This window comes from Rhodopila sp., assembly GCF_035548095.1.
Taxonomy (GTDB): domain Bacteria; phylum Pseudomonadota; class Alphaproteobacteria; order Acetobacterales; family Acetobacteraceae; genus Rhodopila.
Window position 1 is genome coordinate 82116 of sequence record NZ_DASZUV010000002.1, and the last position, 13725, is coordinate 95840.

Sequence of the window (13725 nt, forward strand, 5' to 3'; positions counted from 1 at the left end):
ATAAACGGCGGGCGACCCGGGTTATGAGAGCCATGCATCATGACGAGTAATCCCTCAGGCGCATCGGAACCATCAGGCCGACGAGCACGGAAGCTGGAGCTGCGGGACTATCGGCTGCTGTCCAAGTTCCGATACCTGATCCGCTGCTTTCTGGAATTCAGCGAGGCATCCGCCACGCGCATCGGCCTGACCGCCCGCCAGCACCAGGCATTGCTGGCGATCAAGGGCACACGGGAAGACGCCACGCCCACCATTGGCTACCTCGCAGAACGCTTGCGAATTCAGCATCATAGCGCGGTGGAACTCGTGGACAGACTGACCGAGGCCGGCCTGGTCGAACGGGAGCGCGATCCGGATGACCGCCGACGCATCAAGCTGCTGCTGACCCCTGCGGCGGAGCAACGCCTGGCCGAGCTTTCAGCCAGTCATATGCTGGAACTGCAACGGCTGGGACCGACATTGATGGCGCTTCTGGACGAGGCCGTGACACTTCGGCCTCCACAGCGTCCGGAAAAGTGAACAAACAAGAGAGTCGGCGATCCGGCCCGGACGCCTTACATGGCACTCCCCGCCTGACGCGAAGCAGTGCCGGTGAGACGAAAAGCGTATCCCATTTGCTGTACAGGTGTGCCCTGCCGTCGGCGCGGCGGCCTTGTGACCGGCCTCCCGACCACAGACTGTCCGCACCCAAAGCTACCCGGCACCCCGGATGGACATTCCCATCCGTCACGGTCTCGGCTGGCTCAAGTCGCCCTATTGATCCGTCCCCCAGGCGGAAAGGCAGGGCCTGACGCGTCATCGGTCAGCGCTCGGCCTCATCCGGTCCATCGATCAGCGGATCGGGGCGGCTCTCCTGTGACAGGTCGACCGGACTCAAAATATGGATGGTCTGTCCCTCTACACGGATGCAGGATCGTTCCAGGCTGGACAGCGCCCGGGAAAACGACTCCCGGGTGATACCCAACTCCGAGGCGACCAGGTTCTTCTCGTACGGCAGCACCGCCTTGTCCGGTGTGCCCTGCCGAGCGGCCAGAGCCAGGACATAGCTGCCAGCGCGCTGACGGGCGGACCGCAGCTTCAGGTTCTTGATCTGCCGTACCATGCGGCGAAACTGCGCCGACAGGCTGCCGATCACCGCCTGTGCCAGAAGCGGATCAGCCGCGACCGCCTCTCGGAATGGCGCCGCCTGGACCAGCAGGAACCGTGACGGCTCCGGCACCCGCGCCTGCATCAGATAAGGCGCGCCGGTGACCACCGCGGCGGGAATGATCAGGTCGCCGGGACGCACGGCCTCGATCAGCACCTCTCGCCCTTCGACCGACCGACCGAACAGATGCGCCGACCCCGCCAGCACGATCAGCTGGAAATTCGGCACGTCTCCCTGCTCGAAAAGCACCGTGCCTGATGCAACGCTGTGCTGCATGGCGTGGCGCAGCAGGTCTTTGCGTCGCGAGGTGGACAGGGTCCGCAGGATCGGCAGCTCCTCTGGAGCCATGTTGGTTGTCGCTGATTCCAAAGGAATGTTCTCCATTATGATTGACCGCCACCTCTAATACGTGTGACTTTTCTCACGCATTCAATTGATTCGAATCAATGCGTGGCTCTGCGGCTGCGGCCACACCCCCGCAACGAACGGCGCCCCCGACGCCGCGGTCTTCGGAGCAATCGCCGAGAGGCAGCCAATGATGCAAACCACCGAACCCTCAAGCGCCCACTCATCAGCGGGGCGGATTCTGGGCATGAGCACGGCGGCCTTCGTCGTCTGCTTCGCCGTCTGGACCATCTTCGCCATCATCGGCATTCGCATCCGCCAGGAATTGGGCCTGACGGAGACCCAGTTCGGGCTGCTGGTCGGTACGCCGATCCTGACCGGTTCGCTGATCCGCGTCGCGCTGGGCGTGTGGGCCGACATCTATGGCGGCCGGACCGTCTTCACGGCGACCATGATCGCCGCCGCCATCGCCACGTTCCTGCTGTCCTACGCACACACCTACCCACAGATGCTGCTGGCGGCGCTGGGTGTCGGCATCGCCGGCGGCTCCTTCTCGGTCGGCGTAGCCTATGTCTCGCGCTGGTATCCGGCCGGCAAGCAGGGCACCGCACTGGGTATCTTCGGCGCCGGCAATGTCGGGGCGGCGGTGACGAAGTTCCTGGCGCCGTTCGTGCTGGTAGCCTTCGGTTGGCAGGCGGTCGCACAGGTCTGGGCCGCTGCGTTGATCCTGACAGCCGCGGTCTTCTGGTTCACCACCAGCGACGATCCGGTGCACGCGGAGCGCCGGCGCACAGGCGTGAAGCCCCAGAACGCGTGGCTGGAGCTGGAGCCGTTGAAGAACGTCCAGATCTGGCGATTCGCGCTGTATTACTTCTTTGTCTTTGGCGCCTTCGTCGCCCTGTCCCTGTGGCTGCCGCAATACCTGATCAACGTCTATGGCGTGGGCATCAAGAGCGCCGGCATGATCGCCGCCGCCTTCTCGGTCCCGGCCAGCTTGTTCAGGGCTTATGGCGGTCATCTGTCCGATACCTATGGCGCGCGGCGCGTGCTGTACTGGACGTTCTTCGTTTCGGTCGTAACCACGTTCATCCTGTCCTACCCGCCCACCGACTACGTGCTGCATGGCGCCAACGGCACTTACAGCTTCCATCTGGAGATGGGGCTGATGGGCTTCACCGTGACCGTCTTCGTGCTGGGTTTCTTCATGGCCCTGGGCAAGGCGGCCGTCTACAAGCATATCCCGGTCTATTATCCTGACCATGTCGGCTCCGTCGGGGGCCTCGTTGGCATGATCGGCGGACTGGGCGGCTTCATCCTGCCGATCCTGTTCGGTGTGCTGCTGGATCTGACCGGTCTGTGGACCAGTTGCTTCATGCTGCTGTTCCTCCTGGTGACCGGCGCGCTGATCTGGATGCATGTCGCGATCCGCCAGATGGAGCGCGAAGCGGCCGGTGCGGCACTGGCACGGCTGCCGCCCTTCCCCGAGATGCGGGACATGCCGGCCCCCGCCGCCGTGCCCCACGCCGGCGCCGCGGTACTGACCGACTGGCGACCCGAGGACACGACGTTCTGGCAACAGACAGGCCGCCGCATCGCCCGCCGCAACCTGTTCCTGTCGATTCCGGCGCTGCTGCTCTCCTTCGCGATCTGGCAGGTCTGGTCCGTCGTCGTCGCGAAACTGCCGCTGGTAGGCTTCACCTTCACCACCGACCAGTTGTTCTGGCTCGCCGCGCTGCCCGGCATTTCGGGCGCCGTGCTGCGGATCTTCTACTCCTTCATGGTACCGATCTTCGGCGGTCGGCTGTGGACCACGCTGACCACATGGTCGCTGATCATTCCGGCGGTGGGTATCGGCTATGCGGTGCAGAACCCGGATACGCCCTATGTCCTCCTGCTGGCGCTGGCACTGCTGTGCGGCTTCGGCGGTGGCAACTTCGCCTCCTCCATGGCCAACATCTCCTTCTTCTTTCCGAAGGCGGAGAAGGGCAATGCCCTGGCGCTGAACGCCGGCCTGGGCAACCTGGGTGTCAGCGTCGTGCAGTTTGTCGTGCCGCTGGTCATCACCACGGGGCTGTTCGGTTACCTGGGCGGCGCGCCGGCGATGGTGAACACCGCCACCGGACCGGCGCCGCTGTGGCTGCAGAACGCCGGCTTCTTCTTCGTGCCGTTCATCGCGATCTCGGCCTTCGCGTCGTGGTTCGGAATGAACGACGTCGCCTCGGCCAAGGCATCGTTCAGCGACCAGGCGGTGATCTTCCAACGCAAGCACAACTGGATCATGTGCTGGCTGTACACCGGTACCTTCGGCTCCTTCATCGGCTATTCGGCAGGCTTTCCGCTGCTGGCGAAGATGCTTTTCCCGGACGTGAACGCGCTGCAGTTTGCCTTCCTGGGCCCGATGATCGGCGCCTTGTCGCGCAGCGGCACAGGCTGGCTGGCCGACCGGTTCGGCGGCGCCAGGGTCACCGTCTGGGTGTTCATCCTGATGATGGCAGGCGTCAGCGGCGTGCTGTGGTTCACCGGCATCCGCACCCAGCCCGGCGCATTCTGGGGCTTCTTCGCCAGCTTCCTGCTGCTGTTCTTCGCCACCGGCGTCGGCAATGCCTCGACCTTCCAGATGATCCCGGCGATCTGCGCCAAGGAGATGGAACGGCTGATGCCCGACGCAGACGCCGAGGCGAGGCGCCAACAGGCCGAAAAGGAAGCCGCGGCGATCACCGGCTTCACCTCTGCCGTCGCCGCCTTTGGCGCCTTCTTCATCCCCAAGAGCTTCGGTACCTCCATCGCGCTGACCGGTGGCGCGGAAGCCGCCCTATGGGGGTTCCTGGCCTTCTATGTGACCTGCCTGCTGATCACCTGGGCCGTCTACGCCCGTAGGGGCGGATTGCTGCACGATATCGAGCGTGCCCGCCGCGGCACAGCCGCCCGTTCGGTCGCGGCCGAATAAGCGAGGACAAAGCCATGTCATACTTTCTGGATCGCCTCACCTTCTTCAGGAAGAACGTCGACACCTTCGCCGGCGGCCACGGCGTCGTCACGGCCGAGGATCGTTCCTGGGAGGACGGCTATCGCCAACGCTGGCAGCACGACAAGATCGTACGTTCCACCCATGGGGTGAACTGCACCGGCTCCTGCTCCTGGAAAATCTATGTCAAGGGCGGCATCGTCACCTGGGAGACGCAGCAGACCGACTATCCGCGCACGCGACCGGACCTGCCGAACCACGAGCCCCGCGGCTGCTCGCGCGGCGCGTCCTATAGCTGGTACCTGTATTCCGGTTCGCGTGTGAAATACCCCATGATCCGCGGCCGCCTGCTCAAACTCTGGCGTGCCGCTCGGAAGACCCTGCCGCCGGTCGCTGCCTGGGCCTCGATCGTACAGGACGCGGACAAGCGGAAATCCTATACCGCGATCCGCGGCCATGGCGGGTTTGTCCGGGCAAGCTGGGATGAGGTGAATGAGATCGTTGCGGCGGCCAATGCCTACACGGTGAAACACCATGGACCGGACCGGGTGATCGGATTTTCACCCATCCCGGCAATGTCGATGATCTCCTACGCCTCCGGCGCGCGCTATCTGTCACTGATGGGCGGCGTCTGCCTGTCCTTCTACGACTGGTATTGCGACCTGCCACCCGCCTCACCGCAGACCTGGGGCGAGCAGACCGACGTGCCGGAAAGCGCCGACTGGTACAATGCCGGGTTCATCATCGTCTGGGGCTCCAACGTGCCGCAGACACGCACGCCGGATGCGCATTTCTACACCGAGGTCCGCTACAAGGGCACCAAGAGCGCCGTGGTCAGCCCTGATTATGCCGAGGCGACGAAATTCGCCGATATCTGGCTGAACCCGAAGCAGGGCACCGACGCGGCGCTGGCGCTGGCGATGGGCCATGTCATTCTGCGCGAGTATCATCTGCAGCGGCAGGTGCCATATTTCCAGGACTATGTTCGCCGCTACACCGACCTGCCCTTCCTGGTGCGGCTGACCGAACGGGACGGCCGCTTCGTGCCGGAACGACTGTTGCGCGCGTCGGAGTTGCCGGACGCGCTGGGTGAAACCAACAACCCGGACTGGAAGACGGTTGCGATCGATGAACGGACCGGCACGCCGGTGGCCCCGCTGGGCTCGATCGGCCATCGCTGGGGCGAAACCGCGAAGTGGAACCTGGAGGAAAAGGACGGCCAGGGCCGCGACATCCGCCTGATGCTGACCCTGGCGGGCGACGGCGCCGAGATCGTGCCGGTGGACTTCCCCTATTTCGGCGGCCGCGCGTCGGAGCATTTCGTGGCTACCCGGCACGGCGAGGTGCTGACCCGCAACGTGCCGGCACGGACGCTGCGGACGGCCGATGGCGGCAGCGTGAAGGTCGCCACGGTCAACGACCTGATGATGGCGAATTACGGCCTGGACCGCGGCTTCGGCGGCGGCAACGTCGCGTCGTCATATGACGAGGATGTGCCCTTTACCCCCGCCTGGGCGGAGCGGATCACCGGTGTGAAGCGGGAAGCGATCATCACCGTCGCGCGGGAGTTCGCGACCAACGCCGAAAAGACCAATGGCCGCTCGATGATCATCATCGGGGCTGGCATGAACCATTGGTACCACATGGATATGGGCTATCGCGGCGTCATCAACATGCTGGTGTTCTGCGGCGCGGTCGGCCAGTCGGGCGGTGGCTGGTCGCACTATGTGGGACAGGAGAAGTTGCGGCCGCAGACGGGGTGGACGCCGCTGGCCTTCGGCCTGGACTGGTCGCGTCCGCCGCGCCACCAGAACGCCACGTCGTTTTTCTATGCCCATACCGACCAGTGGCGGTATGAAACCTTGACCGCGGCCGAGATCCTGTCACCCACCGCGCCCGACGGAGACTGGCAGAACAGTTTCATTGACTACAATGTGCGGGCGGAGCGCATGGGCTGGCTGCCATCGGCCCCGCAACTCAAGCAGAACCCGCTGACGATCGCAGCCCGCGCCGCCGCCGCCGGCCTGGAGCCGAAGGACTATGTCGCCCAGGCGCTGAAGTCCGGAGATCTGGAGCTGTCCTGCCATGACCCGGACGACCCGGCGAACTGGCCGCGCAACATGTTCGTCTGGCGGTCCAACATCCTCGGCTCCTCCGGCAAGGGGCACGAATATTTTCTGAAGCACCTGCTGGGCACCACGCATGGCGTGATGGGCAAGGACCTGGGCGCCGAGGGCGCGGTGCGGAACAAGGAGGTCGCCTGGCATGAAACAGCGCCGGAGGGCAAGCTGGACCTGCTGGTGACGCTGGATTTCCGCATGTCCACCACCTGCGTCTATTCCGACATCGTGCTGCCGACGGCGACCTGGTACGAAAAGAACGACCTGAACACGTCCGACATGCATCCGTTCATCCACCCGCTGTCCGCGGCCGTGGACCCGGCATGGGAGGCGAAGTCGGACTGGGAGATCTACAAAGGTCTGGCGAAGGCCTTTTCCGCCGCCGCGCCGGAGGTACTGGGCGTGGAGAAGGATGTCGTCCTGACCCCGATCCAGCACGACAGCCCCGGCGAGATCGCGCAGCCCTTCGATGTGGCAGACTGGAAGCGCGGCGAGGCCGAGCCGGTCCCGGGCAAGACAATGCCATCGGTGACCGTCGTCACGCGCGATTACCCGAACTTGTACGCCCGCTTCACCGCATTGGGTCCGCTGATGACCGAGATCGGCAATGGCGGCAAGGGCATCACCTGGAAGACGGCGCATGAAGTGGAGGCGCTGGGGGCGCTGAATGGCATCCACGCCGAAGGCGCCAATAAAGGACTGCCGAAGATCGAGACCGATATCGACGCCACCGAGGTCATCCTGATGCTGGCGCCTGAAACCAATGGCGAGGTGGCGGTGAAGGCGTGGGAGGCGCTGTCGAAGGCGACCGGCCGCGATCACGCGCACCTGGCGATCCCGAAGGAAGACGAGAAGATCCGCTATCGTGACATCCAGGCGCAGCCGCGCAAGATCATCTCCTCTCCCACCTGGTCCGGGATCGAGAGTGAGAAGGTCTGCTATAACGCCGGCTACACGAACGTGCATGAGCTGATCCCGTGGCGCACGCTGACCGGGCGGCAGCAGCTGTACCAGGATCACCTGTGGATGCGGGCCTTCGGCGAGGGCTTCGTGACCTGGAAGCCGCCAGTCGACCTGAAGACGATCGCTGCCGTGAAGGGTATGCGCCCCAACGGCAACAAGGAGATCGTGCTGAACTTCATCACGCCGCACCAGAAATGGGGCATCCACTCCACCTACACGGACAACCTGCTGATGCTGACGCTGAACCGCGGCGGACCGGTGGTATGGGTCTCCGAGACCGACGCGAAATCCGCCGGGATCGTCGACAATGACTGGGTAGAGGTCTTCAACGCCAACGGCGCCCTCACCGCTCGGGCGGTCGTCTCCCAGCGGATCAAGCAAGGCATGATGCTGATGTATCACGCGCAGGAGAAGATCGTGAACACGCCCGGATCCGAAATGACAGGGAATCGCGGCGGCATCCACAACTCGGTGACCCGCACGGTGCTGAAGCCCACCCACATGATCGGCGGCTATGCCCAGCAATCCTACGGGTTCAACTACTACGGAACGGTCGGTTCCAATCGCGACGAGTTCATTGTTGTCCGCAAGATGGCGAAGGTGGACTGGCTGGAGGAATCGGGCGAAGCCCTGGCTGCGAAGGAGGCCGCGGAATGAAAATCCGAGCGCAGATTGCGATGGTTTTGAATTTGGACAAATGCATCGGGTGCCATACGTGCTCCGTCACCTGCAAGAATGTCTGGACCAATCGCGAGGGCGTGGAATACGCCTGGTTCAACAACGTCGAAACGAAACCCGGTGTCGGCTATCCGCGCCAGTGGGAAAACCAGGATGTCTGGAATGGCGGCTGGACGCGCAAGCGCAACGGACGGATCGAGCCGAAAATGGGCGCCAAGTGGCGCATCCTGGCGAACATCTTCGCCAACCCGGACCTGCCGGAAATCGACGACTACTATGAGCCGTTCACCTTCGATTACGAGCATTTGCACACCGCTCCCGAATCAAAGGCGTTCCCCACCGCCCGCCCGCGCTCCCTGGTCAGCGGCGAGCGCATCGAAAAGATCGAATGGGGCCCGAACTGGGAGGAGATCCTGGGCGGCGAGTTCGAGAAGCGGTCGAAGGACATCAATTTTGAGGGTGTGCAGAAGGAAATCTACGGCCAGTTCGAAAACACCTTCATGATGTACCTGCCCAGGCTGTGCGAGCACTGCCTGAACCCCGCCTGTGTCGCGGTCTGCCCCTCAGGCGCGATCTACAAGCGGGAGGAGGACGGCATCGTCCTGATCGACCAGGACAAGTGCCGCGGTTGGCGCATGTGCGTCTCCGGGTGTCCCTACAAGAAGATCTACTACAACTGGAACTCCGGCAAGTCGGAGAAGTGCATCTTCTGCTTCCCGCGCATCGAGGCGGGGCAACCGACCGTCTGTTCGGAAACCTGTGTCGGGCGCATCCGCTACCTGGGCGTGCTGCTATATGACGCCGATCGGATCGAGGCCGCGGCAGCAACGCCGAATGAGCAGGACCTGTACCAGGCCCAGCTCGATCTGTTCCTGGACCCGAAGGATCCGGCGGTGATCGGCCAGGCGCGCGCCGACGGCGTGCCGGAAGCCTGGATCGAGGCGGCACGTCACTCGCCGATCTGGAAGATGGCGATGGACTGGAAGGTCGCGTTCCCGCTGCACCCGGAATACAGGACCCTGCCGATGGTCTGGTACGTGCCGCCATTGTCGCCGATCCAATCGGCCGCGTCCGCCGGTAAGATGGGGATGGATGGAGAGATGCCCGACGTCCGCTCCCTGCGTATCCCGCTGCGCTACCTCGCGAACCTGCTGACCGCGGGAAAGGAGGAGCCGGTGGCTTTGGCGCTGGAGCGCATGCTGGCGATGCGCGGCTACATGCGCGCCAAGACGGTCGACGGCCGGCTGGATGAGCGCATCGCCGCCCGTGTCGGCCTGACCGGCGCGGATATCGAGCAGATGTATCAGATCATGGCGATCGCCAACTACGAGGATCGCTTCGTCATCCCGACCGTGCACCGGGAATGGAGCGAGGATACCTATGATCTGCGCGGATCCTGCGGCTTTTCCTTCGGCAATGGCTGCTCCGGCGGCACGTCGGACACCAACCTGTTCGCCACCAGGCATCACCGCAAGGCGCGCAACCCGATGGAGCTGGTGTGATGGCCGCGACCTTCAAGGCGCTGTCCGCCCTGCTGACCTACCCGACCGAGGAGTTGCAGCGGGCGGCCGGGGAAATCCGAACGGCGATCGAGACGGAGGGCCTCGTCGATCGCCATGCGCGGGCGGCGCTGGCGCCATTCCTCGATGAGCTGGCGGCGGCCGACCTGTTCGACCTGCAGGAACGCTATGTCGACCTGTTCGACAAAAGCCGCCGTCTGTCGCTGCATCTGTTCGAGCATGTGCATGGCGAAAGCCGCGACCGCGGCCAGGCGATGGTGGACCTGGCCGCGCTGTATGAGCGCGGCGGGCTGGTGCTGTCGGCCAACGAACTGCCGGACTTCCTGCCGCTGTTCCTGGAATACCTGTCGACACGGCCGCTGCAGGAAGCCCGCGGCGTGCTGTCCGACACGCTGCACATCCTCTCCGCGCTACAGGCTCGGCTGGCCGAACGCGGCTCTCCCTATGCCGCCGTCCTCGGCGCGATCCGCGCCGCGGCAGGCGATCGCAAGACGGCGTCCGACGCGGAACCGGCGCAGCCGGACGACCTCGCCGCGCTGGATGCGGCGTGGGAGGAGACGGCGGTCGTTTTCGGGCCAGGTGACGCAACGGACGGCTGCTCCGTCGACCGGCTGCGAATCCGCATGCGCGCCGGGCAGCGCGACGTCCGGCAGGCTGCTGTTTAAGGAGGCGGAACAATGTCATACTCCATCAACAGCGCGTTGTTCGGCTGGTACCCTTATCTGTGTCTGACCATCTTCCTGCTGGGCAGCCTGCTGCGTTTCGACCGTGAGCAATATACCTGGAAGACCGGCTCCTCCCAGTTGCTGCGGCGCCGCCAGCTGCGCTGGGGATCGAACCTGTTCCACATCGGCATCCTGATCATCTTCTTCGGCCATCTGGTCGGCCTGCTGACGCCGATCTGGGTGTTCGACATGATGGGCATCAGCCACGAATTCAAACAAGGTCTGGCGATCACCGTCGGCGGCCTTGCCGGCATCGCCTGCTTCATCGGCATCGTCCTGTTGGCGCATCGCCGTTTCCTGGACCCGCGCATCCGCGCGACCTCCAGCTTCGGCGACAATGCCATCCTGCTGATCCTCTGGGTCCAGCTCACCCTCGGCCTCTCCACCATCTTCGTTTCGCTCCATCACATGGATGGGCACGAAATGGTCAAGTTCATGAACTGGGCGCAGGGCATCCTGACGATGCAGCCCTCGGCGGCCGCCTATGTCCAGGACGCGAGCCCGATCTTCAAGGCGCACCTCATGCTGGGCATGACGATCTTCCTCATCTTCCCGTTCACCCGGCTGGTGCATGTATGGAGCGTGCCGGTCTGGTACCTCGGCCGTCCGGGCTACCAGGTGGTGCGCAGCCGTTCCGCCGCGCCGCGACGCGTCCCGCGTCGAGGGCCCCATCAGGCGCGCCACCAGACCCCCCACCAGGCCGCGGAGTAGGCCCATGACCACCACGATCGTGATCGACCACGCGGCGAAACGGGGTGACGCGCCCCGGCCGCGGAGCACCCAACCTTCCCCCGAACGGGTTCCGATGGGGCCCGTCACGGTCAATGGCGTGACGATCCCGCGCAAGGCGATCGCCGCCGAGGTGCAGAACTTTCCGGCGCGGACACCCGCCGCCGCCTGGCAGGCCGCCGCCCGCGCACTGGTGATCCGTGAATTGCTGCTGCAGGAAGCCCGCCGGCTGGACGTGGCGGCGGAGCAGCAGGCAGACGATGAGGGCCGGCTGGAGACCACCGAGGACGCGATGATCCGCGCCGTGCTGGAACAGGAGGTGCGCACGCCGCAAGCCGACGAGGCGACGGCACGCCGCTACTACGTCAACAACCGCGGCCGCTTCACGACCGCTCCGCTCTATGAGGCGGACCATATCCTGATCGCCGCCCGCCGCGACGACGCGGCCGGATTCCAGGCAGCGCGCGACAAGGCCGGCGCGCTGGCGGCGGAGCTGGCGCGGCATCCGGACCGGTTCGCCGCCCTGGCGCGCGACTGCTCCGACTGTCCGTCGGCGAGCGTTGGCGGCAGCCTGGGTCAGATCGGGCCCGGCGATACCACCACCGAGTTCGAGGCCGCGCTGAAGGCGCTGGAACCGGGCACCCTGTCGGGGCCGGTGGAGACGCGGTACGGTGTACACCTGATCCGCCTCCACCGCCGGATCGACGGACGGCATCTGCCGTTCGAAGTGGTGCGCGGACGGATCGAATCCTATTTGAACCAGCGGGTTCGCCATCAGGCCAGCGCCCAATACATCGCGCTGCTGGTCGGCAGGGCCGAGATCCGGGGCATCGCCCTGGACGGCGCCGCGTCACCGCTGTTGCAATGACCACAGGTGTAAAGACTGCTGATGTATTGACTACCGATGTATTGACTGCCGATGCAATGAGGGTGCCATGCTGGGCCGGTTGATCGATTCCCTGGACGACCCCGCGGTGACCGCGCGGGTGATGGCGGCGCTGGAGGACACATCGATCCCGCGACGGGTGGCCGAGGCGGCCGAGGCGTCGGGACGGTCGCCGGCCGACACGCTGGCCGCCACCGTGCGAGGTTTCCTGGACACCGCGTCGGATGATTATTTCGTCCAGCTCATCGGCATCATGAACCGTGCGCCGGACCCCAGCCTGGCGGCGATGCGCGCCATTCTGGAAAAAGCCCTTCCGCACGCGACAGTCGCCGGGCCCAAGGAGGCCTGATCATGTCCGCCACCTTGCAAGATTGCTGCTTCCAACCGGGGGGCCGGATGGTTTCTTTCGAAACCGCCCGTGCCGCCGCCGCCGCGCTCGCCAGCCCGCTAGATCGCCGGCGGGAGGTGCCGTTGCACGCCGCCGCCGGCCGCGTGCTGGCGCGGACCATCCATGCGCCGCGCTCGCTGCCCACGTTCGACCAGGCGGCGATGGACGGGTACGCCGTGTCCCTGGTCGGACGGGCTGGCCTGCCGCTGGTGCTGCCGGTCTCCGGCCGCACCCATGCCGGCGACGCGCCCGGCGTCCTGGTGCCGGGCACCGCGCACCGGATCATGACCGGCGGCGCCCTGCCGGCCGGCGCCGATACCGTCGTGATGCAGGAACAGACCACGTTGCGTGGCAGCGGCCTTGTCCAGCTCGGGCCGGACATCCAGGCCGGCACCCATATCCGCCGGGCGGGAGAGGACGTGCGACAGGGCGCCGCCGTGCTGCCGGCCGGCACCGTGCTGGCCTGGCCGGAGATCGCCCTGCTGGCGGCACTGGGCATCGCGTCGGTGCCGGTGACGGGGCCGGTGCGGGTCGGTGTCCTGACCACCGGGTCCGAGTTGCGCGACGCCGCTGAAACGCTGAACGAAGGGACCGTCCATGACTCCAACGGTCCGATGCTGGCGGCGCTGCTGGCGGCGCCCGGCATCCAGCTCACCTCGGTCTCGGCGCCGGACGATGCCGCCGCGATCACCGCAACGATCGCCGCGCTGGCCGAACGGACCGACCTGCTGATCACCACCGCCGGCATGTCGGTGGGGGAGGAGGATCACGTGCGGGGCGCCGTGCTGAACGCGGGTGGCCAGCTTGATGTGGTGAAGGTGGCGATGAAGCCCGGCAAGCCGCTGGGCCTGGGCCGGATCGGCGATGCCTGCTTCGTCGGGCTGCCGGGCAACCCGCAGGCCGCCGCCTATGGTGCCCTGGCCTTCGTACGGCCGATGCTGGCGATCATGGCCGGGGAGGCCTCCGCCGCGCCGGTGACCGCCCGCGCCGCCTTCACCCGGGCGCGCCGGCCGGACCGGACCGACATGCTGCCCGTCCGGCTGCGCAGCCAGGACGGCGGCCTGACGGCGCAGCGCATCCCGAGCGACGGTTCCCACCGCATGCTGCCGATGGTCGCGGCCGATGCCATCGCCATCGTGCCGGCCGCGGCCGCGCCGCTGGACAATGGGTCCCTGGTGGAGATCCTGCCGTTCGATCGGCCCCGTTTCGTTCGATAGCGCTCCCTTCGCGCCCGCACCTCGCCACCATAAGAAGACCGC

The 13725-nt window shown here is 65.7% G+C and carries 10 protein-coding genes; 9 read left to right on the top strand and 1 reads right to left on the bottom strand.

What is annotated here, in order from left to right:
- Positions 1-39 precede the first annotated feature (39 nt).
- Positions 40-519: a helix-turn-helix domain-containing protein gene (locus VHC04_RS02630; RefSeq protein ID WP_325677650.1), complete on the top strand. Its 480-nt coding sequence runs from the start codon at positions 40-42 to the stop codon at positions 517-519.
- A 283-nt stretch (positions 520-802) separates the two neighbouring features.
- Here VHC04_RS02630 and VHC04_RS02635 read toward each other — a convergent pair whose 3' ends face one another.
- Positions 803-1516 (bottom strand): cyclic nucleotide-binding domain-containing protein, encoded by a 714-nt coding sequence (locus VHC04_RS02635; RefSeq protein ID WP_325677652.1) that lies wholly within the window; start codon positions 1514-1516, stop codon positions 803-805.
- Positions 1517-1739: 223 nt separating this feature from the next.
- Here VHC04_RS02635 and VHC04_RS02640 point away from each other — a divergent pair, with 223 nt between their 5' ends.
- The 8 genes from VHC04_RS02640 to glp all read left to right on the top strand — a co-directional run bounded on the left by VHC04_RS02640 (position 1740) and on the right by glp (position 13683).
- Positions 1740-4439 carry a nitrate/nitrite transporter gene (locus VHC04_RS02640; RefSeq protein ID WP_325677654.1) on the top strand — a complete coding sequence of 900 codons (2700 nt, stop codon included), beginning with the start codon at positions 1740-1742 and terminating at the stop codon, positions 4437-4439.
- 14 nt (positions 4440-4453) lie between these two features.
- Positions 4454-8197, top strand: coding sequence for a nitrate reductase subunit alpha (locus tag VHC04_RS02645; RefSeq protein WP_325677656.1), 3744 nt, complete (start codon positions 4454-4456; stop codon positions 8195-8197).
- Positions 8194-9720: a nitrate reductase subunit beta gene (gene narH, locus VHC04_RS02650; RefSeq protein ID WP_325677658.1), complete on the top strand. Its 1527-nt coding sequence runs from the start codon at positions 8194-8196 to the stop codon at positions 9718-9720. Before VHC04_RS02645 ends, narH begins: the two co-directional genes overlap by 4 nt.
- Entirely contained in the window at positions 9720-10403 is a 684-nt protein-coding gene (gene narJ / locus VHC04_RS02655; RefSeq protein ID WP_325677660.1) for a nitrate reductase molybdenum cofactor assembly chaperone, read from the top strand. The genes narH and narJ overlap by 1 nt, the downstream gene beginning before the upstream one ends.
- A gap of 12 nt (positions 10404-10415) precedes the next feature.
- Positions 10416-11174, top strand: a complete 759-nt coding sequence (gene narI, locus VHC04_RS02660; RefSeq protein WP_325677662.1) for a respiratory nitrate reductase subunit gamma — start codon at positions 10416-10418, stop codon at positions 11172-11174.
- Between the two features lie 4 nt (positions 11175-11178).
- The gene (locus tag VHC04_RS02665) at positions 11179-12060 is read left to right on the top strand and encodes a peptidylprolyl isomerase (protein WP_325677664.1); all 882 of its coding nucleotides are present in this window, start codon (positions 11179-11181) and stop codon (positions 12058-12060) included.
- 67 nt (positions 12061-12127) lie between these two features.
- Positions 12128-12427 carry a hypothetical protein gene (locus VHC04_RS02670; protein WP_325677667.1) on the top strand — a complete coding sequence of 100 codons (300 nt, stop codon included), beginning with the start codon at positions 12128-12130 and terminating at the stop codon, positions 12425-12427.
- Positions 12428-12474: 47 nt separating this feature from the next.
- Positions 12475-13683: a gephyrin-like molybdotransferase Glp gene (gene glp / locus VHC04_RS02675; protein ID WP_325677669.1), complete on the top strand. Its 1209-nt coding sequence runs from the start codon at positions 12475-12477 to the stop codon at positions 13681-13683.
- Positions 13684-13725: the final 42 nt, after the last annotated feature.

What these genes read in the sequence shown, in the direction of transcription:
- VHC04_RS02630 (WP_325677650.1), top strand. Translation starts at nt 40, where the DNA reads ATGACGAGTAATCCCTCAGGCGCATCGGAACCATCAGGCCGACGAGCA.
- VHC04_RS02640 (WP_325677654.1), top strand. Translation starts at nt 1,740, where the DNA reads ATGAGCACGGCGGCCTTCGTCGTCTGCTTCGCCGTCTGGACCATCTTC.
- VHC04_RS02645 (WP_325677656.1), top strand. Translation starts at nt 4,454, where the DNA reads ATGTCATACTTTCTGGATCGCCTCACCTTCTTCAGGAAGAACGTCGAC.
- narH (WP_325677658.1), top strand. Translation starts at nt 8,194, where the DNA reads ATGAAAATCCGAGCGCAGATTGCGATGGTTTTGAATTTGGACAAATGC.
- narJ (WP_325677660.1), top strand. Translation starts at nt 9,720, where the DNA reads ATGGCCGCGACCTTCAAGGCGCTGTCCGCCCTGCTGACCTACCCGACC.
- narI (WP_325677662.1), top strand. Translation starts at nt 10,416, where the DNA reads ATGTCATACTCCATCAACAGCGCGTTGTTCGGCTGGTACCCTTATCTG.
- VHC04_RS02665 (WP_325677664.1), top strand. Translation starts at nt 11,179, where the DNA reads ATGACCACCACGATCGTGATCGACCACGCGGCGAAACGGGGTGACGCG.
- VHC04_RS02670 (WP_325677667.1), top strand. Translation starts at nt 12,128, where the DNA reads ATGCTGGGCCGGTTGATCGATTCCCTGGACGACCCCGCGGTGACCGCG.
- glp (WP_325677669.1), top strand. Translation starts at nt 12,475, where the DNA reads ATGGTTTCTTTCGAAACCGCCCGTGCCGCCGCCGCCGCGCTCGCCAGC.